General features: G+C 56.4%; 27 protein-coding genes and 1 pseudogene. 24 read left to right on the top strand and 4 right to left on the bottom strand.

Going from position 1 to position 23,422, the window contains the following annotated elements; all coding sequences use genetic code 11:
• The first annotated feature begins 1 nt into the window (after position 1).
• From Q0915_RS12990 to Q0915_RS13025, 8 genes are all read left to right on the top strand, one after another.
• The gene (locus Q0915_RS12990) at positions 2 to 1,936 is read left to right on the top strand and encodes an acetoacetate--CoA ligase (RefSeq protein ID WP_299471950.1); all 1,935 of its coding nucleotides are present in this window, start codon (positions 2 to 4) and stop codon (positions 1,934 to 1,936) included.
• Complete coding sequence (locus Q0915_RS12995; RefSeq protein WP_299471951.1) at positions 1,933 to 3,096, top strand: thiolase family protein; 1,164 nt, start codon at positions 1,933 to 1,935, stop codon at positions 3,094 to 3,096. Before Q0915_RS12990 ends, Q0915_RS12995 begins: the two co-directional genes overlap by 4 nt.
• Positions 3,093 to 3,524, top strand: a complete 432-nt coding sequence (locus Q0915_RS13000) for a zinc ribbon domain-containing protein (RefSeq protein WP_299471952.1) — start codon at positions 3,093 to 3,095, stop codon at positions 3,522 to 3,524. Before Q0915_RS12995 ends, Q0915_RS13000 begins: the two co-directional genes overlap by 4 nt.
• Complete coding sequence (locus Q0915_RS13005) at positions 3,521 to 3,970, top strand: MaoC family dehydratase (protein ID WP_299471953.1); 450 nt, start codon at positions 3,521 to 3,523, stop codon at positions 3,968 to 3,970. Before Q0915_RS13000 ends, Q0915_RS13005 begins: the two co-directional genes overlap by 4 nt.
• 108 nt (positions 3,971 to 4,078) lie before the next feature.
• Positions 4,079 to 4,744: a class II aldolase/adducin family protein gene (locus Q0915_RS13010; RefSeq protein WP_299471954.1), complete on the top strand. Its 666-nt coding sequence runs from the start codon at positions 4,079 to 4,081 to the stop codon at positions 4,742 to 4,744.
• Positions 4,741 to 5,703 (top strand): carbohydrate kinase family protein, encoded by a 963-nt coding sequence (locus Q0915_RS13015; protein ID WP_299471955.1) that lies wholly within the window; start codon positions 4,741 to 4,743, stop codon positions 5,701 to 5,703. The genes Q0915_RS13010 and Q0915_RS13015 overlap by 4 nt, the downstream gene beginning before the upstream one ends.
• Entirely contained in the window at positions 5,700 to 6,455 is a 756-nt protein-coding gene (locus Q0915_RS13020; RefSeq protein ID WP_299471956.1) for a 3-oxoacyl-ACP reductase family protein, read from the top strand. The genes Q0915_RS13015 and Q0915_RS13020 overlap by 4 nt, the downstream gene beginning before the upstream one ends.
• Positions 6,456 to 6,473: 18 nt before the next feature.
• Positions 6,474 to 7,910 (top strand): FAD-dependent oxidoreductase, encoded by a 1,437-nt coding sequence (locus tag Q0915_RS13025; protein ID WP_299471957.1) that lies wholly within the window; start codon positions 6,474 to 6,476, stop codon positions 7,908 to 7,910.
• 6 nt (positions 7,911 to 7,916) lie between these two features.
• On the opposite strand, the pseudogene Q0915_RS13030 reads toward Q0915_RS13025, so the two are convergent.
• A pseudogene (locus Q0915_RS13030) lies at positions 7,917 to 8,036 on the bottom strand (IS3 family transposase); the annotation flags it as partial.
• A gap of 8 nt (positions 8,037 to 8,044) precedes the next feature.
• The gene (locus Q0915_RS13035; protein WP_299471958.1) at positions 8,045 to 8,950 is read right to left on the bottom strand and encodes a LysR family transcriptional regulator; all 906 of its coding nucleotides are present in this window, start codon (positions 8,948 to 8,950) and stop codon (positions 8,045 to 8,047) included.
• A gap of 137 nt (positions 8,951 to 9,087) precedes the next feature.
• Between Q0915_RS13035 and Q0915_RS13040 the strand changes: the two genes are divergently transcribed.
• The 13 genes from Q0915_RS13040 (at position 9,088) to Q0915_RS13100 (ending at position 19,597) form a co-directional block, all read left to right on the top strand.
• Complete coding sequence (locus Q0915_RS13040) at positions 9,088 to 10,119, top strand: ABC transporter substrate-binding protein (RefSeq protein ID WP_299471959.1); 1,032 nt, start codon at positions 9,088 to 9,090, stop codon at positions 10,117 to 10,119.
• Complete coding sequence (locus tag Q0915_RS13045) at positions 10,097 to 10,918, top strand: ABC transporter ATP-binding protein (protein ID WP_299471960.1); 822 nt, start codon at positions 10,097 to 10,099, stop codon at positions 10,916 to 10,918. The genes Q0915_RS13040 and Q0915_RS13045 overlap by 23 nt, the downstream gene beginning before the upstream one ends.
• A 59-nt stretch (positions 10,919 to 10,977) precedes the next feature.
• On the top strand, positions 10,978 to 11,721 hold the full coding sequence (locus Q0915_RS13050; RefSeq protein ID WP_299472327.1) for an ABC transporter permease: 744 nt from the start codon (positions 10,978 to 10,980) through the stop codon (positions 11,719 to 11,721).
• Positions 11,722 to 11,760: 39 nt separating this feature from the next.
• Complete coding sequence (locus Q0915_RS13055) at positions 11,761 to 13,128, top strand: FAD-dependent oxidoreductase (RefSeq protein ID WP_299471961.1); 1,368 nt, start codon at positions 11,761 to 11,763, stop codon at positions 13,126 to 13,128.
• An 11-nt stretch (positions 13,129 to 13,139) separates the two neighbouring features.
• Positions 13,140 to 14,306, top strand: a complete 1,167-nt coding sequence (locus Q0915_RS13060) for a CoA transferase (RefSeq protein WP_299471962.1) — start codon at positions 13,140 to 13,142, stop codon at positions 14,304 to 14,306.
• Positions 14,303 to 15,076 (top strand): enoyl-CoA hydratase-related protein, encoded by a 774-nt coding sequence (locus Q0915_RS13065; RefSeq protein ID WP_299471963.1) that lies wholly within the window; start codon positions 14,303 to 14,305, stop codon positions 15,074 to 15,076. The genes Q0915_RS13060 and Q0915_RS13065 overlap by 4 nt, the downstream gene beginning before the upstream one ends.
• 4 nt (positions 15,077 to 15,080) lie before the next feature.
• The gene (locus Q0915_RS13070; protein ID WP_299471964.1) at positions 15,081 to 15,428 is read left to right on the top strand and encodes a ferredoxin family protein; all 348 of its coding nucleotides are present in this window, start codon (positions 15,081 to 15,083) and stop codon (positions 15,426 to 15,428) included.
• Entirely contained in the window at positions 15,428 to 16,303 is an 876-nt protein-coding gene (locus Q0915_RS13075; RefSeq protein ID WP_299471965.1) for a dihydrodipicolinate synthase family protein, read from the top strand. Before Q0915_RS13070 ends, Q0915_RS13075 begins: the two co-directional genes overlap by 1 nt.
• A gap of 2 nt (positions 16,304 to 16,305) precedes the next feature.
• Complete coding sequence (locus Q0915_RS13080) at positions 16,306 to 16,761, top strand: deaminase (RefSeq protein WP_299471966.1); 456 nt, start codon at positions 16,306 to 16,308, stop codon at positions 16,759 to 16,761.
• A 297-nt stretch (positions 16,762 to 17,058) separates the two neighbouring features.
• On the top strand, positions 17,059 to 17,289 hold the full coding sequence (locus Q0915_RS13085; RefSeq protein WP_299471967.1) for a hypothetical protein: 231 nt from the start codon (positions 17,059 to 17,061) through the stop codon (positions 17,287 to 17,289).
• A gap of 42 nt (positions 17,290 to 17,331) precedes the next feature.
• Positions 17,332 to 17,583 (top strand): hypothetical protein, encoded by a 252-nt coding sequence (locus Q0915_RS13090; RefSeq protein WP_299471968.1) that lies wholly within the window; start codon positions 17,332 to 17,334, stop codon positions 17,581 to 17,583.
• A 473-nt stretch (positions 17,584 to 18,056) separates the two neighbouring features.
• Entirely contained in the window at positions 18,057 to 18,590 is a 534-nt protein-coding gene (locus Q0915_RS13095; RefSeq protein ID WP_299471969.1) for a carboxymuconolactone decarboxylase family protein, read from the top strand.
• Positions 18,591 to 18,832: 242 nt separating this feature from the next.
• The gene (locus Q0915_RS13100; protein WP_299471970.1) at positions 18,833 to 19,597 is read left to right on the top strand and encodes an SDR family oxidoreductase; all 765 of its coding nucleotides are present in this window, start codon (positions 18,833 to 18,835) and stop codon (positions 19,595 to 19,597) included.
• Positions 19,598 to 19,663: 66 nt separating this feature from the next.
• Here the strand turns inward: Q0915_RS13100 and Q0915_RS13105 are convergent, their stop codons facing one another.
• Positions 19,664 to 20,251, bottom strand: coding sequence for a TetR/AcrR family transcriptional regulator (locus Q0915_RS13105; RefSeq protein ID WP_299471971.1), 588 nt, complete (start codon positions 20,249 to 20,251; stop codon positions 19,664 to 19,666).
• A 65-nt stretch (positions 20,252 to 20,316) separates the two neighbouring features.
• Between Q0915_RS13105 and Q0915_RS13110 the strand changes: the two genes are divergently transcribed.
• Positions 20,317 to 20,751 carry a DUF1330 domain-containing protein gene (locus tag Q0915_RS13110; protein ID WP_299471972.1) on the top strand — a complete coding sequence of 145 codons (435 nt, stop codon included), beginning with the start codon at positions 20,317 to 20,319 and terminating at the stop codon, positions 20,749 to 20,751.
• A gap of 42 nt (positions 20,752 to 20,793) precedes the next feature.
• Entirely contained in the window at positions 20,794 to 21,804 is a 1,011-nt protein-coding gene (locus Q0915_RS13115; protein WP_299471973.1) for an asparaginase, read from the top strand.
• 12 nt (positions 21,805 to 21,816) lie between these two features.
• On the opposite strand, the gene Q0915_RS13120 is transcribed toward Q0915_RS13115, so the two are convergent.
• Complete coding sequence (locus tag Q0915_RS13120; protein ID WP_299471974.1) at positions 21,817 to 22,341, bottom strand: nuclear transport factor 2 family protein; 525 nt, start codon at positions 22,339 to 22,341, stop codon at positions 21,817 to 21,819.
• A 354-nt stretch (positions 22,342 to 22,695) separates the two neighbouring features.
• Here Q0915_RS13120 and Q0915_RS13125 point away from each other — a divergent pair, with 354 nt between their 5' ends.
• Entirely contained in the window at positions 22,696 to 23,286 is a 591-nt protein-coding gene (locus Q0915_RS13125; protein WP_299471975.1) for a LytTR family DNA-binding domain-containing protein, read from the top strand.
• The last annotated feature ends 136 nt before the right edge of the window (positions 23,287 to 23,422 follow it).

Below are 23,422 nucleotides of genomic sequence, written 5' to 3' on the forward strand. Positions count from 1 at the left end.
GATGACGGATGCAGTTCTTTGGCAGCCTCAACCGGAAGCCTTGTCGGAGAGTTCTCTTGCAAGGTTTGCGATGGCGGCCGGATTTCAACCAGAAGACTACGTCAGCCTTCATCGCTGGTCAGTAAGCGACCTTGGCGCATTCTGGGGGGCTGTCTGGGAGTTCACAAAAGTAATTGGCGACAAGGGAACCATCCGTTTCGCGCCCGATGACGCTGCCTGGATGACAGGCGCGCGGTTCTTCCCCGAAGCCCGTCTTAACCTCGCTGAAAACCTGCTTTTGCGCGGAGCCCCGTCTGATATCGCGGTTTGTGCGATGGATGAAACCGGCACTTACCGGGAGTATACGCGTGAAGACCTCTCCGTGCAGGTCGCGCGCGTCGCAACGGGCCTGAAAGAGTGTGGTATCGGCCCCGGTGATCGTGTTGCAGGCGTTCAGACAAACGGCATTGACGCGCTCGTGGCAACACTTGCCACATTGAGCATCGGCGCCGTGTGGACGTCCTGCAGTCCCGATTTCGGCAAATCCGCAATCATTGACCGGATCGGACAAGTTGAACCGAAAGTCTTGTTCGCGACGTGCCGCTACACCTATGCCGGCAAGGACCACGATATCAGCGATCGCTTATCCGATGTGGTTGCGTCGGTGCCCTCCATTCAGACCGTGATCGTCAGCGGCAATTCTGCGCTTGATGCAATCGATCAGGAGACGTTCGGACACGGAAAGACATTGGAATTCGAACAGGTCGCATTCGATCATCCGGCCTATATTCTTTATACATCCGGCACGACTGGCGTTCCCAAGGCGATCGTTCATCGCACCGGCGGTGTCCTGCTCCAGCATTTCAAGGAACATATCCTTCACGGAGATGTCCGCGGCGGTGACAGGGTAATCTGGTACACCAACACGGCTTGGATGATGTACCACTGGATGATCTCGGCGCTCGGGACGGGCTCAGCGATCGTCCTTTTCGATGGCGCGCCTATCCTGAAAACGGACCGAGGTCTCGACTGTTCTCCCCTTTGGAGACTGGCTGAGAATGCTGGCGTGACCCATCTGGGCATCAGCCCGAAATATCTTGCCACGCTGGCTGCCGAAACCTACCGCCCCGGCGAAAGACAGAACCTTTCTTCATTGAGAGCCCTCCTGGTTTGCGGAGCGCCCTGCCTGCCGCACCAGTTCGACTGGGTCTATTCAGCGATCAAGACGAACATGATGTTTGCCTCCATTTCGGGAGGCACTGAGATATTGGGGTCGTTCCTGATCGGATCACCGACACACCCCGTCCGGCGCGGTCAGCTAACGGTTCCGGCACTCGGTCACGCCGTCGGCGTGATGGATGAAAGAGGGGCTCCGGTCATCGGCAAGCGCGGCGAGCTTGTATGTACAGAACCGTTTCCCTCCATGCCGCTTACCTTTTGGGGTGACAAGGGTGAGCAGAGATACCGTGACACCTATTTTGCCGACCGCACCGAGATCTGGACCCATGGCGATGTCGCCGAACTGACCCATACCGGCGGCGGATATGTTCATGGACGTTCCGACAATACGCTCAAGCCGGGCGGCGTCCGCATCGGAATTTCTGAAATCTATTCTGTGTGCGAAACTTATCCCGAGTTCAGCGATTTCCTGGCCTTCGGGGCAGATCATGCCGGCGACGAAGAAGTCGTGCTCGCGTTGAAACTCGCGGATGGTGCGACAGGATCAAAGGACACCTTGAAAAGACTGCGGGCGGATATCCGCATGTCCGCGTCTCCGCGTCATGTCCCGGCACGAATTCATTTCGTCAGTGACGTTCCTTACACGATCAATGGCAAACGGGTGGAAGGTGCTGCCCGCACGACCGTGAATGGCGGAAAGGTCAAAAATCTCGGGTCGATAGCAAATCCCGGCTGTCTTGCCGAATTCGCGGCCCTGAAACGGGAGGATGCCCTATGAGGCACCTTTCTCCCCGCACGGCCATTTCCGGGATTGGCGAACTGAAACCGGTCCGGCGCACGGAAGGCGTAACAACGCTGGAACTTCTGATGCAGGTTTCGGCGCTTGCGCTACAGGATGCGGGAATTGGTAGCGACCAGGTCGATGGACTGCTGGTAGGACCGCAAGTCGGAGAAACGCCCCAGCACGTGCCCGCAATGGTGTCTGAATATTTCGGGCTTCAACCCACCATGTCGAACATGGTCGACCTTGGCGGGGCCTCCGGTCCTGGCATGATCTGGCGCGCCGCCGCAGCCATAGCCGCCGGACAATGCGAGACCGTTCTATGTGTCCTGGGAAACCATCGCAATACACCGGCCCCGCGATCCCCCAACAGGAACCCTGCCAGAGAATTTGACCCTCCATTCGGAGCATCCGGCGCAAACACGTCCTATGCCCTGCTCATGCAGGCGCATATGGACGCGTTCGGCTGCACGGCTGAAGACTACGCGATCATAGCGGCTGGTGCGCGAAGCAATGCACAGCTCAATCCCGATGCAATCTTTTACGGGCAGCCTGCGGATGTCGAAGAGGTATTGGCCTCGCCGATGGTCGCTTCACCGCTCCATCTTTTCGAGATCGTCATGCCGGTTGCCGGCGGAGACGCGGTCGTCGTTACCACCGCGGAAAATGCAAAAGAAGGCCCCCATCGTCCTGTCCACCTTTTGGGTGCGGGCGAAAAAATCACACACCGCGTTGTCAGCCAGGCCCCGAACCTGACATCAGGCCCTCTTAAGCCAGCGATGGCACGGGCACTTTCCCAGTCGGGCCTCGGCATCGAGCAGATCAAATTCCTGAGCCTCTATGATTGCTACACGATCATGGTCGCGACAACGATTGAGGACGCCGGTCTTTGCGGACCGGGGCAATTCGCAAACTGGCTTCGTGACAATGGCGGCATGGGTCCTGAGGCCAACCAGCCGATCAACACACACGGCGGACAACTCGGATTCGGGCAGCCAGACCTCGCAGGCGGAATGACCCATGTTGTTGAGGCCGTCAGGCAAATCCGGGGCAATGCGGGCGAGCGGCAGATCGCCGGATGCGAAACCGCTCTCGTCACCGGAAATGGAGCCACGATGAGCGAAGCCGTTGCACTTGTGCTGGGAGGCGCCCAATGAAGGACCTGTCGCAACTGGACGTGCCTGGACCGACGAAAACACCGCTGACCGCGCCTTTCTGGGAAAATGCGGCCGAAGGCAAACTGACGATCCAAAAGTGTGGCAGCTGCGGAGAGCACTTTTTCTACCCTCGTCCGCTTTGCCCAAATTGCTGGAGCAGCGACGTTGCCTGGACCGAGGTCAGGGGCTTCGGTCGGCTTAAATCCTATTCGCAGATCTGGAAGCCGGGTCATCCCGGCTGGTTACCCGCCACCCCTTATCTGGTGGGGCTCGTTGAGCTCGATGAAGGCCCGACCCTGCTCAGTCACATTCTCGTGGAGGGGCATGAGGCCAAAATCGGTGACCGGCTCGAATTCATTCCGCAGAACATCGGTGGCCAAATGCTGCCCTGCTTCAAGAACCCGGACAACAAGGAGGAACCGGCATGAGTGAACTCAAAGACGGCTGGAAAGGTGTCATCAAGGGGAAGCCCGCCAACGGCCAGATCGCAACGAGAAGCCGGACGACGAAGATTGAGGACATCCATTCGTTCACGGCTATGACAGGCGATCGCAATCCCGTTCACTACAATGAAGAACTGGCGAAGAAATCGCCCTTCGGCAAGCTGATCGTGCAAGGTGGCGTAACAACCGGGCTCCTGAATGCGTGCGTTGCCGAGGACCTGCCCGGTCCGGGAACCGTGTTTTTGAACACCAACTTGAATTTCAAGAAAGCGGTTGGCGTCGGAGAAACGATCACAGGCAAGGTTGAACTCACCTCCGTGCGGGATGACAAACCGATTTGTCAGATGGCAGTCGAGATTAGAGACAGCGCCGGCGACATCTGTGTCGAAGGCACTGCGACGACCTACACGATGCCGCTGGATGGCCTTTGAGTTGCCCGGACCTGTCTTTGGACTGCGGGCCATGTGGCGCCTTTGCCTGATGCCCGAAGCGGCGGTGATTGCCGCCGGGCGCCACTAAATCGAACCGAAATATAGACCATGAGTATCGATTTCACAGAACTGGAAAAACGGCAGTTGATCATCGAGCACTGCCTGAAATTGAATTCAAGCGGCCTCAACCAGGGCACGTCCGGCAACGTCAGCATCCGCCACAATGACGGATTGCTGATCACGCCCTCAAGCATGCCCTACGACCAGATGGGCGTCGACGATATCGTCTACCTGGATACCGACGGTTCAGCCTTTGGCCAGAACAGGCCCTCAAGCGAATGGCGGTTTCACAGAGACATCCTGAAGGCAAGACCAGATGCTGAAGCCATCGTTCATGCTCACCCCGCCTATTGTACGATCCTGGCCATCCACAAGATGGAGATTCCGGCAATTCACTACATGATCGCAGTGTTCGGTGGTCCGTCAGTCAGGGTCGCACCCTACGCGATTTATGGCAGCCAGGAGCTTTCCGATTTCGCGGTCGAAGCGCTGGCGGACCGCAAGGCCTGCCTTCTTGCCCACCACGGCATGATTGCCACCGGTTCGTCCATACAACAGGCCTTCTGGCTTGCAGAAGAACTTGAAACACTCGCGCGACAGTATTTTGGCGCATTGCAGCTCGGCAAACCGCCTCTTTTGACCGACCGGCAAATCCAGGACGTCAGCGATAAGATCGCAGGCTACGGCCTCACTGATGAGGGAAACAGCAAATGACCCACTCCGATCTATCTGCGGTCGGCTTTCTTGTTCTCGACACGCTTTGCGCCCACGCCGATGAAATGCCGCCGCGTGGAGGCGCCACCTTTGTTGATCAGATGACAATGACCGTAGCGGGCACAGCCGGCGCGACAGCTCTCGACTGTGCAATGCTGGGCCTTAAGGTGAAGGTGGTGGCAGAAGTCGGCTGCGACCCGATGGGCGATTGGTTGCTGTCGGCCATGCAGTCCGCCGGGATCGACACCAGCCTTGTGAGGCGCAGCCCGTCCCTACAGACGGCAATGTCCATGTTGCCGATCGCAAGGGACGGTGCCCGATCCGCATTCTTTGTGCCGGGGACTTCCAACAGTTTCACTTTGGACGACGCCGGCATTGAGGCGGCCTGCGACGCTTCGATTGTCCACCTGGGCGGCACGGGACTGCTCGCAAGTTTCGATGGCGCTCCGTCTCTCAAGCTTTTGAAACGCGCAAAGGAACTCGGCAGAACAACTGTGTTCGACCTGATCTTGGCGAATGAGGAAACGGTCAGGCTGGTCGAGCCGCTTTTGCCCTATATCGACCATTTCGTTCCCTCGATCGAGGAGAGCCGGGCCATGGCTGGAGGTGGCACGCCTGCTGAAGTCGCCGGCTGGTTCAAGGCGCGAGGCGTCAAAAATGCGGTCATTACCCTGGAAGGGGACGGTGTCTGGGTGGATCCTGAAAATGCTGCTGCATTTCAGCTCCCTGCCCACCAGATCGACGTTGTTGACACGACCGGCTGCGGGGACAGCTTCACCGCCGGGATCATCACCGGTCTGTTGAAGGGCTGGGACCTGAACCAATGCGCCCGGTTTGCAAACACCGTAGCCGCGCACGTAGCCCAGGGTCTCGGCAGCCAAGGCATCCTGAAAGATTTTGAATCGGTAATGGCCGCAATGGAAAGCTGGCCACTGAAGGAACTGGAGGCAGCACAATGATCCTTGAAGGAAAGACCGCTCTTATCACAGGGGCGTCCCGCGGTATCGGTGCAGCCCTTGCTGTCGGGCTGGCAAAACATGGAGCGAACACCGTAATCACCGACCTGGATCGTCAATCGGACGAGCTTGCGAAGGTTGCCGCTCAAGTCGGCGAGACGGAACAGAAATGCCTCGCACTGCCGTTGGATGTAACAAACAAGAGCGTCGTTGAGAGCGTCGTCGGTGAGGCGACGGATGCCTTCGGGCAAATCGACATATTGGTCAATAATGCAGGCATATTACTGCCGAAACCGCTCGAAGAGCTGGATGAAAAAACATGGGACGCCCATTTCGACGTCAACGCCAAAGGCGTCCTGTTGTGCACCAATGCGGTTCTCCCCCAGATGCGGCAACGCAAGTCGGGAAGAATTATCAACATTGCTTCGATTGCCGGGCGTCAGGGTGTTCCGACACAGGGGCATTATGCGGCCACCAAGGCAACAGCGATCACGCTGACGCGCGTCTACTCACAGGAAGTCGGCATGGATGGCATTACCGTCAATGCGATCTGCCCGGGGATCATCTTGACCGAAATGGGCAAAAACAACCTCGGCAGCCAGGAAAACATCGACCACTGGACCAACGTGGCCGCGTTGAAGCGTCTGGGAGACCCTGACGACATCGTCGGGCCTGCCGTCTTCTTCGCCTCCGATCTGTCGAACTTTGTCACCGGACAGGCGCTGAATGTGTGCGGCGGGATCTATTTCCACTAAAACAGTCGACGGTTGGTCATGACAGATATCGCGATCATTGGTGCAGGACCGGGCGGGATTGCCGCCGCCAGATGGCTCAAGGAACAAGGCTTCTCGCCGACAGTCTTCGAAGCCCACACGGAAGTCGGGGGACAATGGTCCGTCAGCAATCCGATGAGCGGCGTCTGGCCGCAAATGGTGACGAATACATTTCTGGAAGCAACCCGGTTCTCTGACTTGCCCTACCCAAAGGGCACACCGCTTTTCCCCCACAACGGAGCGGTTCGCTCCTATTTCGAGAACTATGCACACGAATACGGCATTCTGGATCTGGTTCAATTCCGCACGCGTTTGACCAAACTTGCACGAAAAGACGGGACCTGGTCCTTGCTGCTGGAAAGAGACGGCGAGCAGTTCGAAAGACGTTTCGACCGTGTCGTTATCGCGACGGGCCGTTTCAACAAACCGGTCATACCTGAAATTCCAGGTCACGAGACCTTTTCCGGCGATCTGGGGATCATTCACTCCTTCAACTACAAGGATCCCTTCGCCTATCAGAACCGAAATGTCGTCGTTCTGGGCGGCGCCATATCATCGCTCGAAATTGCCTCCGATCTTTCCATGCTCGGGGCGGCCAGCGTTCATCTTGCTCAGCGGCGGCAACGGTACGTGAACCCCAAGATGGTCCGGGGACTGCCGATTGAATATCTCCTGTTCACCTATGAGCGCGGTGCGCTTGCCCTGGATGACCCGGAGGCGCTGATGCGAGACAGCGAAGAGAAAATCCTGCGCTATTCAGGTGATCCCAGCCGCTATGGCACGCCGAAACCGCATCCTGAATTCACGAAAGCCGGAGCGACCGGGTCACAGCACTATCTCAATCTCGTTGCGGAGGGGCGCGTCACGCCGGTCGAATGGCCGGAACTGATCAGCGGACGGACACTCCGGTTTCCGGGTGGGTCCCACCTGGAAGTTGACGGCATCATCTCGGGCACCGGTTTCGCGCTCAACCTGCCGTTTCTCGATGAAGCGACCCGGGACACACTTCGATTGACCGACACCTATATCGAGCTTGACGAATTCACCTTGCATCCGGACCTGGCCGGGCTTGCCTTCCTGGGGCTCTGGAGCCAGGCCGGCTCCTACCCGACGCCTTTGGAGCAACAGGCACGATATCTTGCCTACAGCTGGGGCGGCGCGATCAAGGCACGAAGCGAAGAGACCATGCGCAACGGCCTGCGGGAATGCGCACAAAACGGCCACCACACAGGCTATCGGACCCAGTCCGAGATGGCGCTCAGATTCGCACGCCTTTGCGGCACTGACCCGAAAGACCGGCTTTCAGAAGACCTCGCTGAGACCATACGAAAAAGCGCAACGTCAGGACTTCTCTACCGTTTGGTTGGTCCCGACGCGTTTGACGACGGGCCGCAACAACTGACCGCACAGTTTGCCGCTTTTTGCCCTGGGGAATAAGCAGAAGTTGATGGCCTCGACGTAAGCAAAACCCGTTGGTTTTCCTGGCCTTGAGAGCTCCAGCTTCATCTTGTTCAGACAGACACACTTATCAAGCAGCCGCCCGGCAAACTCTGGCCCGTTGTCAAAGCTTACTAGGAGTCCAGGCGAAGGCTCCGAAGGGATTTGGAGAGTATCCGGCACAAGGCATTTTCGATCGGCGTCTGATGGCTGCGAGAGGGGATGAGCAGTCCGATTTTCAGATCCTTCAGGAAGCTTGACTTGAGCGGGAGATATCGCAGTTCTCCAGCTTCGATTTCGCTTAAGAAACCAATCTTCGAATATAGGCCAATTCCATGACCCTTCAGGATCATCGAGCGAGCCAAAGGCAGCGAGTTGGTGAAACATGCCGTCTTGAGCGGAACCTTGTCGTCCTCGATCGCAAGATTTACAAGCGAGCGCTCCGTTAAAGCATCGTACGACCGGATCAAGGGAAACGGGATCAGATCCTCGATATCCAGCGAGTCGCGCTCAGCCAGCGGATGATCATTGTTCAGTATGGCGCCGATCGGAGCCGATTTTTCGGTGCGTGTACGAACGCCCGGGTGCAGATCGTTGCAGAAGGAAATACCAATTCCAGCGTCGCTTTCCGCGACCGCGCGCACAATTTCGTCCGGCTGGGCAGTTCTGATTGTGTAGGTAATGTTCGGATATTGCCGTGCGAATTGGTCGACCGCGGTCGGCAGCAGACTGAGCGCGACCGAATCCAGCGATGCGATATCAATATGGCCCGCGCGCATCTCGCGAATGTCTGCCACAAGATGCAAAATCTTGTCGTAGTCGAAAATCGTTCTGCGGCAATGTTCCAGGACAACGGCTCCGGCCGCAGTCAATTCCACGCCTTCCGCATGCCTGTCGAACAGTTTGACACCCAACCGTTCCTCGATGTCGAGAATCTTGCGATTCACGGACGACGAAGACACATGCAGAACGGCCGCTGCGCGACGGATGGAACCTTGCCGGGCGACCTCGTCAAAATAGTTCAAAAACTTGCTGTGCATGCGGCTTGACTCCCTAGCGATGCAAAAAAGGCATCGCTATGTGCAGAACTTAATTCTATCTGCAACGCAAAACCCGCGTCTAGGCTGAAAAGAAAAATGGGAGATACCAAAATATCACCATCCAGGAGACGGGTAATATGAAGAACAGGGGACTTAACCGCCGGCACATTCTTCAGGGAATTGGCGCGGCCGCGGGACTGGCGACAACAGGAACATTCATTTCAATCGAACCTGCTACGGCTGCCGATTTCAAGATCAGGATGCAGCTCGGCTGGTTGGCATCAAACGGCATCATGGGCGAAGTCCTGGCGGACAAGATGGGCTACTTTGCCGAAGAAGGCCTGGAGCTGGAAATCGTTCCGGGTGGACCGAACATCGACGGTGTTGCTTCGGTCGCCTCGGGTGCGAACAATTTCGGCTCAATCTCCTCCTCACCTTCGCTCATGCTTGCGCGGGCTGCGGGCCTGCCGATCAAGTGCGTCGCAGCGGGGTATCAGCAGCATCCCTTCACGTATTTCTCCATGGAAAGCAATCCGGTTCGCACGCCTGAGGACCTGATCGGCAAAAAGGTCGCGACCCAGGGCACCGCGCGCATATTGCTGCGTGCGCTACTTGCCAAGAACGGCATTGAAGAAGACCAGGTGGAAGTGTCGGTCATGGGCGGCGATATGGCGCCGCTAAAGGTTGGACAAGTCGATGTCGCGACCGGCTGGCAGACCAATGTCGGCGCTTTGTCCGTCCTTGGCGATGAGCGGGTCGACATGAAACTGTGGGATGCAGGCATCCAGCTTTATGCCAACCCCTATTACACGACCGATGACGTTCTCCAGGAACACGGCGACAAGATCACGGCTGCCATTCGCGCCATTTCAAAAGGCTGGGGCGCTGCCTATGAGGATCCGACCGCTGGTGTCAACGCGCTGGTGGAACGCTATCCGAACCTGGACAAGGACAGCGAAATGAAAGCTGTCGATCTGGTCCTTGGATTCTCCTTCAACGACAAGACCAAGGCCGGCGGCTGGGGCATCATGACTGCGGAAAACTGGCAGGAACAGATTGATACCTATGACAGTCTCGGGCAGTTCACCGAAGGTGCGCCAAAACTGTCTGACATCATGACGCTGGACATTCTTGAAGCCACTAAAGATGTCCGTCCAACATTTGGTTGATGTTGCGGACACACACCCGCATCAGGATTTGGCAAGCCGCAACGTTGCGGCCTGCCTGTCCGGAGCCTCGGTGAAGTTCGGCAGCTTCACTGCCCTTGAAGACATCAGCCTTGAAATCGGTGAAGGCGAATTCTGGACAATTCTCGGACCGTCGGGGTGCGGTAAGTCGACGATGCTGCGGCTTGTGTCGGATCTCGTGCCGGCGGCCAAGGGCAATGTCGAGATCCTCGGCAAGACAACGGAAGCCGCGCGGCTTGCACGTGAGTTCGCATTTGTCTTTCAGGACGCCACCCTCCTCCCCTGGCGCAGCGCTCTTCAGAACGTGGAACTGCCGCTGGAGATCGGACGGAAGAGAGGCGTGCGGATACCGCACTCCGACAAGAGCCCGCGCGAACTTCTGGCCCTTGTTGGCCTGAATGGGCGCGAGGATGCCTTGCCGCATGAATTGTCCGGCGGCATGCGGCAGCGGGTTGCCATTGCGCGCGCACTGGTCTGCAAGCCGAAGCTTTTGCTGATGGACGAGCCGTTCGGCGCACTCGATGAAATGACGCGTGACCACCTGAACCTGCAATTGCGGGACATCTGGCGGGAGACCGGGGTCACAATCTTGTTTGTCACCCACTCCATTCCCGAAGCGGTCTTCCTCGGTCAAAAAGTGCTGATGCTTCGGGCCAACCCGGGACGCGTCAAGGAGGTGATCAATGTCGATCTGCCGGCAAAACGCGAAATCGCTTTGCGCGAAACACCGGAATTCAACCGGTACTGTGGTCGGCTTCGCCAACTTCTGGAGGAGTGCTGATGTCTCTTGCGCAAATCTCTCCGGACATTGAAGAAAACAAGGTGGATCGTCTCGCGGAAATGCGCAAACGGGCCGGCAACGTGGCGATCCCGCTCGGGACGGCGATATCCTTGCTTCTCATTTGGCAATTGGGGGTCAGGCTCTTTGAGGTCCCGACCTATATTGCACCGGCGCCCACGGACGTTCTGGCAGTGTTCAAAAACGAGTTTCCGCTCTTGCTGCGGAACTTCTGGCCGACCCTGGTTGAAAGCCTTTCCGGCTTCGTTGTCGGCAATTTGGCTGCAATCCTGATCGCGGTCGCCTTTGTTCACAGCCGGACGATCGAGAAAGCATTCTTTCCGATTGCCGTCTTCATCAACACTATTCCGATACTTGCGATCGCGCCGATCCTGGTCTTGATTTTTGGCGCGGGCATGACGGCGAAAGTCGTGATCGCCGCTCTGATCTGTTTTTTCCCGACGCTTGTGAACATGGTCCGGGGCTTGCAGTCGGTGTCGCCACAAACCCTGGAGCTGGCGCGGATCCTTTCTGCATCAAAGTCGGAAGTGTTCTGGAAGATCAGGCTGCCGTCATCGCTGCCGTTTTTGTTTTCTGCGCTGAAGATTGCGGCAACGACCTGTGTCATCGGAGCGATAGTCGGTGAATGGATTGGGGCCGATGTCGGCCTCGGTGCCCTGATTATCGACAGCACGTTCAATTTCCGCTCACCGCTTCTCTACGCAACTGTCTTCGTGTCCTCCGGACTGTCGGTGCTGCTTTTCACCGCTGTTACGGTCGCGGAGAAGCTCGTCATTCGCTGGTAGCTGCCCGCAAGGGCCGGATTAAAACAAGGAACAAGGATTATGGCAGAGCGTCATGGAATGACTGTTCAAGTGGAAGGGGGTCAGGTCCCCGTTGTTGCCGATTGTGACGTCGTCGTCATCGGCGCAGGACCAGCTGGCCATGCCGCCGCCGTATCTGCCGCCCGTAACGGTGCTTCGGTAACGCTGCTCGAGCGCTACCATCACCTTGGCGGCATGGCGTCGGGTGGCATGGTGCTCGTTCTGGACGACATGGTGAACGAAGGCAACGAAATCGTCACAACGGGTATTGTCAGCGAATTCGTCGAGCGATTGGAACGTCAGGACGGTGCGGTCTATCCGCCATCTGAAGACTGCCAAACCAATTGGGAGATGTGGCAAAAGTGGTCCCGCTGGGGCTGCATCGATTTTCACAAGGCCATGATGCCGCAACCGATCATCCACGCAGTCGCGTTCGATCCGGATGCCTGGAAACGGGTCAGCCTCGACATCGTGGTCGAAGCAAAGATCAATCTGCGCACGCACAGTTGGTTCTCTGACGTTCTGATGGAAAGCGGCCGCATCACAGGCGTGATTGCCCAGACGAAAATGGGTCGGCAGGCGATCAAGGCAAAGTACGTGGTGGATGCGACCGGCGACCTCGATGTCGGTGTAGCTGCCGGCGCTGAGTACATCGACGGGCAGTACATTGTGACAACGGTGTTCCGAATGGCCAATGTCGACACCGACAAGGCCGTCGCCTTCGAATTTGCAAACCCTGACGAATACAAGAAGCTCGACCGCGAAGCCCGCCGCCGGATCGGCGGGGCTTGGGGCATGTGGTGGCTGAAAACGCCTATCCCGGGCGTAGTCTGGTGTAATTGCCCGCACATGCCGGGCTATGACGGACTGTCGGTGGAACACATGGTCGCCTCGGAGGTCGAGGGCCGGGAGCGGATGATGAAGCTCTACCACTTCGCCAGGGAAAACATTCCGGGCTTTGAGAATGCCACCATGTTGGGGGCCGCCGAGCAGATGGGCATACGTCAGACAAGGCTGCTGCAGGGCGAATATGTCGTCAACAAGGATGACGTGAAATCACGCCGCTACTTTGAAGATACGGTCTGCCGGGGACGAGATTACTACACGCCGTACCGCGCGCTCTTGCCTAGGGGCATCGACAACCTGATCGTTGCAGGCCGTCACTATTCGGTGGAGAGCGATGCCCAAAAGCTCTCTCGCGAAATTCCGCCCTGCATGGCGCAGGGTGAAGCGGCCGGCGTCGCCGTCTCACTGGCGCTCAACGCAGATGTGCCTCTTCGCATGGTGGATCACAAGGCGATCCAGAAACAGATGCGCGCTCAAGGTGCGGACCCAGGGGACAGGCCGTCGCCAAATGCCTTGATCGAAGATCACGTCGCGGCGGAATAACAGAGGCTTACATGTCAGAGAAAATCATGCCACTCGATGGCATTCGCATCATCGACTTCACACAAGTCATGCTCGGACCATGTGCGACTCAGACGCTGGGGGACTTCGGTGCGGACGTCATCAAGATCGAACGGCCCGGGGCCGGCGACCTGAGCCGCGGCTTCTATGGCCTGCGGAGCGAAGAAGCAATGAACAATGCGGTCTTCGCATCGCTGAACAGGAACAAGCGATCGGTCGAAATCGACACCAAGTCCGAAGAGGGCCGGCAGCAGGTTCTTGACCTGGTCAAAACCGCAGACGTGGTCGTTGACAATTTCCGGGCCGGTGTGATGGACCGGTTGGGATTTGGATATGACGCCCTGTCCAAAATCAATCCGAGGATCATCTGCGCATCGGGAACCGGATTTGGCTCGAGCGGACCGTATGCCCACAAGGGTGGACAGGACGTTCTGGCGCAGGCCATGACCGGCGTCATGGAGAAGACCCAGGATCCGTCGATCCCGAAATCGATCTATCCGACAACCCTGTGCGACTATTCTGCCGGCATGCATCTTGTGCAGGGTGTCCTCGCGGCACTTTTGATGCGCGACAAAACCGGTCGTGGCCAGAAAGTCGAAGTCTCGCTTTACGACAGCATGATTGCCATGCAGATGCAGGAAGCAGCGCAATGGTCGAAACACAAAGAGGTGCTGAACTGGGCAGCCATGCCGCTGACCGGCGTCTTCGATGCGCGTGATGGTGCCCTCGTGATTGTCGGAGCCTTCAAGGCCAACCCGCTGCAGGATATTTGCACGGCACTTGAAATCGAAGATCTGTCCCCCGACTATCCGACCCTCGATATTCAGCGCCGCAACAAACCCTATTTGCAGAAAAGGTTCCGCGACGCCATCGCCGCCAACACGTGTGAGTACTGGCTGAACCGGCTTGAGGCACAAGATCTCCTGTGCGCCCCCGTTCGTTCTCTGGGTGAAGCACTTGCCGATCCGCAGACCAAGATCAACGGCATGCTCCATTCGATCGAGCACCCGGTGATTGGCGACATCACACTCGCAGGATCGCCGGTTCATCTGAGCGAAGCGCCGGTTTCGATACGCCGGCATCCTCCGCGTCTCGGCGAACACACGCAAGAGGTTCTGCAGGAGCTTGCTGTTCTCCTGTCCAACGAGGCGGCGGAATGACCGTCGAATTCGAAGTTGCGGGCAATGTTGCGCGGGTGACGCTAAATCGGCCCGACAGCATGAATGCGGTCGATTTGGCCGGCCATAGGCGACTTGGTGAAATCTGGGCCGAAGTCGAAAGCAATCCGAATATTCGTTGCGCCGTTTTGACGGGCGCGGGAACCAGGGCCTTTTGCGCAGGCGCGGACCTCAAGGAAGACACGGGGCTGACGGGTGTGGAATACTGGAAAAGCATCGCCGAGACGGGATTTTCGGGGATCGCGCTTCGACAGATGTCGACACCGGTGATTGCCAGGGTCAACGGATTGGCACTTGGCGGCGGACTGGAGATGGTGTTGGGATGTGACATTGTCATCGCCTCCAGAACAGCCCGGTTTGGACTGCCGGAGGCCAAGGTAGGCCGCGTTCCGCTTGATGGGGGCATGGTTCTGTTGCCTCGCCTTTTGCCGCGAAACATCGCCATGGGCATGATGTTGACAGGACGGTTGATTGAGGCGTCTGAACTGGAACCCCACGGCCTGCTCAATGCGGTAGTCCCGCCCGAACAGCTTGACGACGAAGTCGAGCGCTGGCTCGCCGATGTTCTGAGTTGCGCGCCGCTGAGCTTGAAGGCGATCAAGGCCGTGGCGCGGAAAACGGCTCACATGCCGCTGCACGAGGCCTTCCAACATCCGGTGGAGGAGCTGGAAACAGCGCTCTTGTCCGAAGATGGCGACGAGGGTGTTGCCGCGTTCCGCGAGAAACGGGCACCCGTCTGGAAAGGATGCTGACCGGATGACCCTTGTGATCACCAGCACCTGCATTGATGTAAAAGACGGTATCTGCACCACGGTGTGCCCTGTCGACTGCATCTATGAGGGCGAGCGTATGTTCTATATCCATCCAACCGAATGTATCGAGTGCGGAATGTGCGAGAGTATCTGTCCGGTGGACGCGATCCGCTACGCAGACGAGGTCGAAGAGGAGCAACGACCGTTTCTTGCGTTGAACGAAGATGCGTTTCGCGGCGCGTCCGGTGCAATTGAAGAGCCCGGCGGCTGGAAAAAGGGTGATCAACCGTTCAAGGACCCAGCCGAGCTTGCAAACCTCGCCAGGCATTTTTCGATCAATGAGCCGGTTTGATGGAGGGTGTGATTGCTGCGGTACCGACACCAATCGACGACGCTCTTATGCCGCTTAGAGAACCGTTTCTGAAGCATTGCCGTTGGCTACTCCGGAACGGTTGCGACGGACTGAATATTCTCGGCTCGACAGGTGAGGCCAATTCGCTTGACACGTCCTGCAGGAAGGACGTGATGGCGTGGGCAGGCGAGGCGTTCGGAAGGGAAAGGCTGATGGTCGGGACCGGAACGCCATCGCTCAAGGAAACGATTTCCCTGACCAGCCATGCTGACGTGCTGGGGTATCCGGTCGCACTTGTGCTTCCCCCCTACTACTACAAGCCCGCCGATCCGGCAGGGCTGAAAGCCTGGTACTTGGCGCTTCACGAAGCTCTGGGCGATCGCAAGATCCAAATCTATTTCTATAACTTCCCGCAAATGACCGGACTTGCCCTTCCAGTCGACTTGATTGCAGATTTGGCAACTCACGCTCCAGAGCGATTTACAGGCATCAAGGATTCCAGCGGAGATCTCGACTACTGCAGGCAAATCGTGGCCGCGGCTCCCTCAATCAAGGTCTACCCAAGTTCGGAAACAGCATTGCGTGTCGCCGATCGTGACGGTTTTGCAGGCTGTATTTCCGCAAGCGTCAATGTAACGGCGCCGCTTGCCGCGCAGGTCTGGTTGGAGCGGTCTGCGCCTCCCGAAAAGCTGTGTCAGGAGATGGATCGGCAACGTGCCCTGCTTGCAGGTCCACAGCTGATACCCGGTATCAAACATCTTGTCGCCGTCCGATCCGGGGATGAAAACTGGAGGCGGGTCCTGCCCCCATTCATGCCTCTTTCCGACGACGCGGGACAAGTGCTGCAGGACGGCCTTAACCGGGATGTCAATTGACCATGGCAGATGAACAGATATGGACACGTCGCTTCATGGGTCTGTGTGACCACATTGCCTCCTGGTCGGAAGACCCCGACTTTCAGGTTGGCTGTGTCATTGCCTCGCCAAGCGGCCATGAAGTTCGCGCCACCGGATACAACGGGTTTCCGCGGGGTGTTCAATCCTACGATCCAGCCCGGTTTGTCCGGGAAAACGGGGAGAAATTTTTCTGGTTCGAGCATGCTGAACGGAACGCAATATTCAATGCGGCCAGGGCTGGCATCTGCCTTTCGGGCTGCACGCTCTACGTGAACAGGTTTCCCTGCGCGGATTGTGGACGCGCGATCATCCAGGCAGGCATTCCGCAGATTGTAGCGCCGCCAATCCCTGACGCGGACGGCGCGCTTGACTACAGCTTCCAGGTGTCACGGCAAATGCTGCGTGAAGCCGGTGTCCAGGTAACGGAATTCAAGTGAAATTTGGAACGATGAGAGCTCGGTGGTGAGTTGCACAAGCGTGGCTCACAACGGGAGAATTGTTTTCAAACGAACCGGTCGGCGGCGCGGTGGACTTGTTCCCTGCCCGTGCGTTGAAGATGATCAATAACGAATGAGGAAGGCGCATATTGAGGCTTATCTAACGCCTTACGGGCTGAGCGCGTTGCCTTACTGCGCGAGGTTACGGCTCGATTTGACGCAATTAGCGCTGAAACCGCGTCCCGAGTCAAACAAAGGTGTGATGCAGTGATGACCTGGTGCGCAGCTCATTGCTAAGTGCTGGCAAGCCCGGTCGGCGTCGTCAGCCAGTTGCTTCCCAAACAGCCAGGCAAGCGCGAACGCGTTACCAATCAGCTTGCTGTGCCCTGGCGCTATATCCCGGCCTTCGTGCGGGATGTCCTACACCGGGGGCTCAGAACCCCCTCAAAACTCATGCTGGAGGTGTTGATCCTGACGGCGGCGCGCTCTGGTAAATCCGGCAGATGGAGTGGCCGGAGCTTGATTTGAAGAAAGGCATCTGGACCTTACCGGCCCAGCGCATGAAGGCGAATGTCGCTCACCAAGTGCCTGCGCGATCAAAAAGTTCAAAGCGATACACCAGGGCGGCTCGCAACAGTGCATGGTTTCCGCTCCAGTTTTCGCGATTGGGCATCAGAGAATGGATACGCCAGAGAACTTGCAGAGCGCGCGCTCGCCCACATGATCAAGGATGCCACCGAGGCAGCGTACCATCGCACGGACCTGTTAGAGCAAAGGAGGCAGATGGTGTCGGAATGGGAAGCATTCGTGCTGATGCTTTAGGGCTCGAAACCCAGCAGAAGAAGCAAGTCATAAAAACTTACTGCAACACTTGTTTGTATGTCGTTGAGCTTCGGCGTCACAATCCGCGTGTCGGGGGCTCAAGTCCCTCCTCCGCTGCCAATTCAGTCATCACGATCCATCCCCATCAAATGCCTTTCAGGATAAACCGCAGGCGTTCATAGGTTTCAGTTTGGCGATTGAGCGAATACTTAGATGGTTGCTTGCTCTTGTGTCGTTTCGGCACCGAATAGGCATAGCCTCGAAAATCCACCAGGTCTTTTTTGAATAATTTTGAATCGAACACTTAACTTAGAAATGGATCATTTTAGGTCAGTAAATTTGGATAGGTGAGTTTCAATTTCTGTACTTAGTATGACTAATTGCACTTCTTACAATTTGTGAACCAGAGTCCCAACTCTTCGCTGCGGAAAAAACTGTTTTTCCGGCAACGCAACTCTAGGCGGAGGGAATACATGCCAGTTTTTAGTGAATTCGACGAAGGCTCCAGCATCGGAGATATCCTGTTTTCCAACATTGAACGCTTCGGACCGCTTCTGAAACTTGCCGAAAACATCATGCGAAGCGATGGCCCAATCCCTGTCCCAGACAGGGAGTTGATTGCCGCCTATGTTTCCGGTCTGAACGCCTGCAAATTCTGCCAAGGGGTTCACAAGGTGACCGCTCAGCAGTTTGGCGTGCCAATTGACCTGCTCGGTGACGTTCTTGCCGAGCGTGACAATGCCGACATCGATCGGAAGCAACGCGCATTATTGAATTTTGCGAGGAAACTGACACTGGAACCGAGCAAGGTCACGGAGCAGGACAGAGCGTTAGTTGTGGATGCAGGCAATGACCCGGATGCATTGAAGGATCTTATAGCCATTGTCTCTCTCTTCAGCTTCTTTAACCGGCTGGTAGACGGGCACGGGATCGAAGGCGGCCCGATCGTTTTTGATCGGGACGCCGGAATGCTCCGGACTTACGGATACATGGCGCCCGCGCAGTAATTGTATTGGCAATAGGCCTGGTGCGCACCTGTTGCATGATTGGTGCGCATCGGGCGTTGCTCATAATTTTCCATTAGTACTATTTTGCTGCCTATATACAAAAATACTGCCTACTTGTGAATTCTTCCTTGATAGCTAATTTCTCCTGAAGTTGACGAATTTCTGGCCAGGACGCTTTGCGAAACCTGGAACCGACACTTCGAGAGTCAACAAATTGAATCACAAAATCTGAAGGTACGAACATGCTACTCAAAGGAAAAAACGCCGTCGTTTTCGGGGCCGGCGGACATCTTGGTCGACACATTTCTGACCACTTCGAAGCTGAAGGCGCCCGGGTTTTTCGGGCAAGCAACAGCCCGGTAGAAGGCAACTCGCTTGAGAGGGCACAAGTGGACGCAACCGATGAAGGCGCCGTGGATGCCTATCTCGACAAAGTTGCCGACGCACAGGGGTCGATTAATGTCGTGGTCAACATGGCAGGCGTTGCGCCAGCGAATTACAATCACGGTAAACCCGCCGCCGAAGTTACGCATGAGCAATTCATGATGCCCATGGCCGTGGATACAGCTTCTCAATTTATCACCGCGAAATCTGCGTATCGGCATATGTCCAAGAAAGGCAGTGGTGTCATCATTTTGAACACATCGACTCTTGCGAAAGTCGGGTCGCCATGGTCGCCGGCTCTGACGGCATCACACGCCGCAACCGAAGGGCTGATGCGATCTTTGGCTCACGAATACGGGCCCGCCGGTGTGCGCGTTCTGGGCGTACGGTCGGAGGCAATGCCGGATTCACCGACCATCGAATACACGTTTGCTACCATGGGAGCGAACATGGGCATGGGCTTTGATGAGATGCGAGCTTTCATTGAACAGCACAAGACAGCGCTGAAAAAGCTGCCAGAAGCAAGCGATACCGCAGCCGTCTTTGCCTTTGCCGCGTCCGACATGGCCCGGTTCCTGGCAGGGACAATGATCAACAACTCTGCCGGTCATATTGTCGACTAACCAGCTTCGGGTCGATGTGAACGCCGCATCGACCCAAATTCCAAGGAGTGCAGCTTTCTGCGAGTGCTATTGCAGGAGCGTTTTAGCTAAGGACCTTCGGAGGACTTCGGATATTTTCTCTGCGCTCCAGGACCGGTCGTTGTGCAGAACATCCCAAATCTGGATCGATGTGCTGGCCCAAAGATAATCCGTCGCATCTTCGGCACTCCAATCACCGGAGAGAGCACCGTCGTCGATTAAAGACTGCACGAGCTGCCGTTCCCAGGCCCGAAGATCAGCCATTCGATCAGACCATGCAGCGTTTGCGTCATCGTCTGTCTTTCTAAGCCGAATAAGATCACTTGCAACGGGGTGGATTTTGACTGCGAAGTCAAACCAGATTTTCATGCAGGCATCCAGTCGGCTCCCAGGCTCATCAATCGCCATTGCTGCAAAGAAACCCTCTTTCACCTCAAATCGCTCGTCAGCCCTTTGAACCAGCGCGAGCAGCAGCCCGCCACGGGTCTTGAAATGCAGATAAACCGACTGTCGGCTGACATCAGATTCCGCTGCGATTCGGCTCATGGAGATGTCAGCGCCCTGCTCCGAGATTAAATCCCAAGCCCGGTCCAGAATTTCATTTCGGGTAACGCCTCTCGCTTTTTTTCTTGACACGTGTAAAGCAGCCTTATTATTTACGTATGTAAAGAATAATCGATTTATGAAGGAATTCCAACACTATGGATGAACAACTTACGCAACTCACAACATGGTACAGCGACGCTCCGGACGACAGTCGCCCGTCAGCGGAGCAATGGCAAAGCATCTTGCGGAGGCCATCGGACGCACCAATCACGCTCATCAACTTCTTCAAGCTCCGAGAGTTGGCGGACTACAAGAATGCAGGCGCAACAGGTCAGGAGGCCTTCAATGCTTACGCTGAGGTTAGCATTCCAACAATGGAACGAGTTGGCGGAAAATTCCTGTTCGTGGGCGCATTTGGCGGCATGTTCCTCGGCGCTGCGGAAGACTGGGACGTGATTGCAATAGGTTCGTATCCGAACCTTCAAGCGTTGATCGATCTGTATTCTGATGCCGACTATCGCAAAGCCTTCGGGCACCGGACCGCTGCATGTGAGCGCCAAAAGGTGATTGTCGGCAACGCAATGGGTTAAGCTGGATGCAGGATCTCACAAATTGAGCGAGCAGAAACCATAGTGGGCATAGACAGCAGTCAGCAGAACAAGACGGTCATGGTAATAGGCACCGGCGGTACGATTTCGTGCATCGGCGCCGATCCGTTTGACTTGCATGACTATCCCGTCTCGGGCAAGCGGCTTTCCACCGGTGAAATGCTGGATAGGTTCAAGTTGTCATTTGACGATATTCATGTCGTTACCTCCGGATTTGAGCCGGTTTCGAGCACCGAGCTTGGGCCCGAATTTTGGTTCGCACTGCAATTTGAGATACTGGACGCGGCTCAGCGTTTCGAAAACCTCGCGGGTGTGGTGGTCACTCATGGTACCGCCACGCTGGAAGAAAGCGCATTCGCACTCGATCTTTTGTATAAATCCGAGATGCCGGTTGTGTTCACCGGAGCTCAAAGACCCGCAAACGCGATTTCTACAGATGCTCCGCATAATCTCTGGAGCGCGATACTGGTGGCGGCCGACCCGAAGGCACGGGGTCGTGGTGTGCTCGTCGTGATGAATGGGTCAGTTTTCGAGGCGTCCGAAGTGACCAAGACAGACAACTTCACCCTGGATGCATTCAACGCGCCAAACTCAGGACCGGTCGGACAGGTCATTGGGCAGTCGGTCAAGTTTAGAACGGAACCACACCGTTGTTCGCAGCCGCTGGACGTCAGGCAAAACACAGCTTTGCCCAGAGTTGATATCATTGCAGCTTATGCTGGATCCGATGGAATGCTTGTCGAAGCTGCTGTCGCGTCCGGGGCACGGGGTTTGGTTGTGGCCGGGCTGCCTCCTGGCTACGCGACACCTGACCAGCGGCGTGCCCTGCGGGAAGCGCGGCAAAAAGGTATCGTCGTCGCCATGGCCTCGCGCGCCCTGTCAGGAGCAACCGTGTCTTTGAGGCAAAACGATGTTCCCGACCTCATCGGTTCCCGGCGCCTGAGCCCTCAAAAAGCCAGGATACTCCTGGCGCTGTCGTTGATGCATACCAATGAAACCAAAGAGATCGAAAAGCTCTTTGCGCAGTTTGACTAACCGCTCAATTCACTATCTGGCATCCATGATTGCCGTATGGACGATCAACCAGGTTCCTGCCTGTCTTTCCAGCACAAGGTGGATATGTGTTCGGCGCAAATCTTCGGTGTCTTTCCTTGACACACCCCGGTCTCCATCGGTGTACATGTGAATAACGGCTCCACCGTCACCGACATACCTCCTCGATATGGTTTTCATGTTGTCGATCTCACGCACTGATACGTTGGGATCGAACTGAGGAAACAGCCTGTCATCAAGAAACTCACCAAGAAGCTCCCTTCCGCGGAATATCCTCGCGTAGGCGTTAATCCATTCGGTGTCCGGAGAATGGAGCGACATTAGTACCGCTGTGTTTTGAGCGCTCCAAGCGGTCTTATAAGCGAAAATCAATTGATCTATGGCATTCGGATCGTTTTCACTAGCCGGCACGCCGAGTGTCATCTGAGGCAGGATGTCTCTGCGTTCTTGGGAGATTGCAGGCTCCGGCCAAAGGGCCGCAACAAGTGATACGAGTAGGAGTGACGGCAGGTTGTTCATGAGGTCTTGTCTTTGCGGCAGGGCAGAACCACCACTCAGATCCTGTGTTGGTTCAACCGTTTATGAGAGATTTGGAAGACCTTGCTAACGGAGGAGGTGCCTGTCTTGAAAGTTGCATGTCGCCAGATGTCCGGATTGTTCGTGAGTAGTCCGGAAGCGGACAGAATATCGTCAATAGGAACCGCATTGCTCCCGTATTTGGTCGCAACCGTTGCTCTTTCGCTAACGTTTACATTCAGTGGCGCTTACGACACCGACAACCTGACCCTCTTACACCGCCTGTCTCTTTGGATAATTGTATGCGGCCTGATTGTATTTCAGACACTCATTGCGGCTTCATGGTTAGAACAACTGGTGAAAATCGGCAGGCTCTCCGGTTTGGTGAGTGTGCTCGTCACTGTCTTGGCAACAAACCTTTTGGTCAGCGCCGAGCTCTACGCGCTCAAATACACACCGTTGCTACCTAAGGCCCACGACCCGTTCTTGGAGTTGTTTTTGTTTGTGCTGCTGCCGGTTTCGACAATTGCCATTTCGGTCATCATGTATAGAAGCACATCGGTGCAGCCCTTTCATAAATCTGTGCTTCAGCGAGAGATTGACGCCTTTTCAGGACCCGTGTCTGACACGAAACGCGAGCGGTCCAGCCGACCGGCCGGTTGGCCGTTAGCGCCCATACTTCTGGTCCACGCCTGCGATCACTATCTCGAAATCCGTACAAGCGAAGGCAAGGTCTTTTTGAAAGGTCGGATGAAGGACGCTGTTACCTATTTAGCGCTATTCGACGGTGCGCAGGTCCACCGGTCCTGGTGGGTGGCAAAGTCTTTTGTCACGACCATCGAAAGACAAGGGCGGGATTGGGTCATCTTCTCTGAATTTGGAGATCGAATTCCAATTGGCCGCGGACGCACAAAGCTGCTGCGGGAGTTGGATTGGCCATTTGAGTAACTTCGGAGTCGTTAGCTCTACTTCCCCATTCTGCTCACGAACTCGCGTCAAAAACCGGCCTCCGGTTACACCATCTTGCTGCCATGCTCAGGGCCCCAGTCACAGTCACACAAAACCGTGACGCAGACTTCTTCGC

This window comes from uncultured Roseibium sp. (genome assembly GCF_947494555.1).
Classification (GTDB): Bacteria; Pseudomonadota; Alphaproteobacteria; order Rhizobiales; family Stappiaceae; genus Roseibium.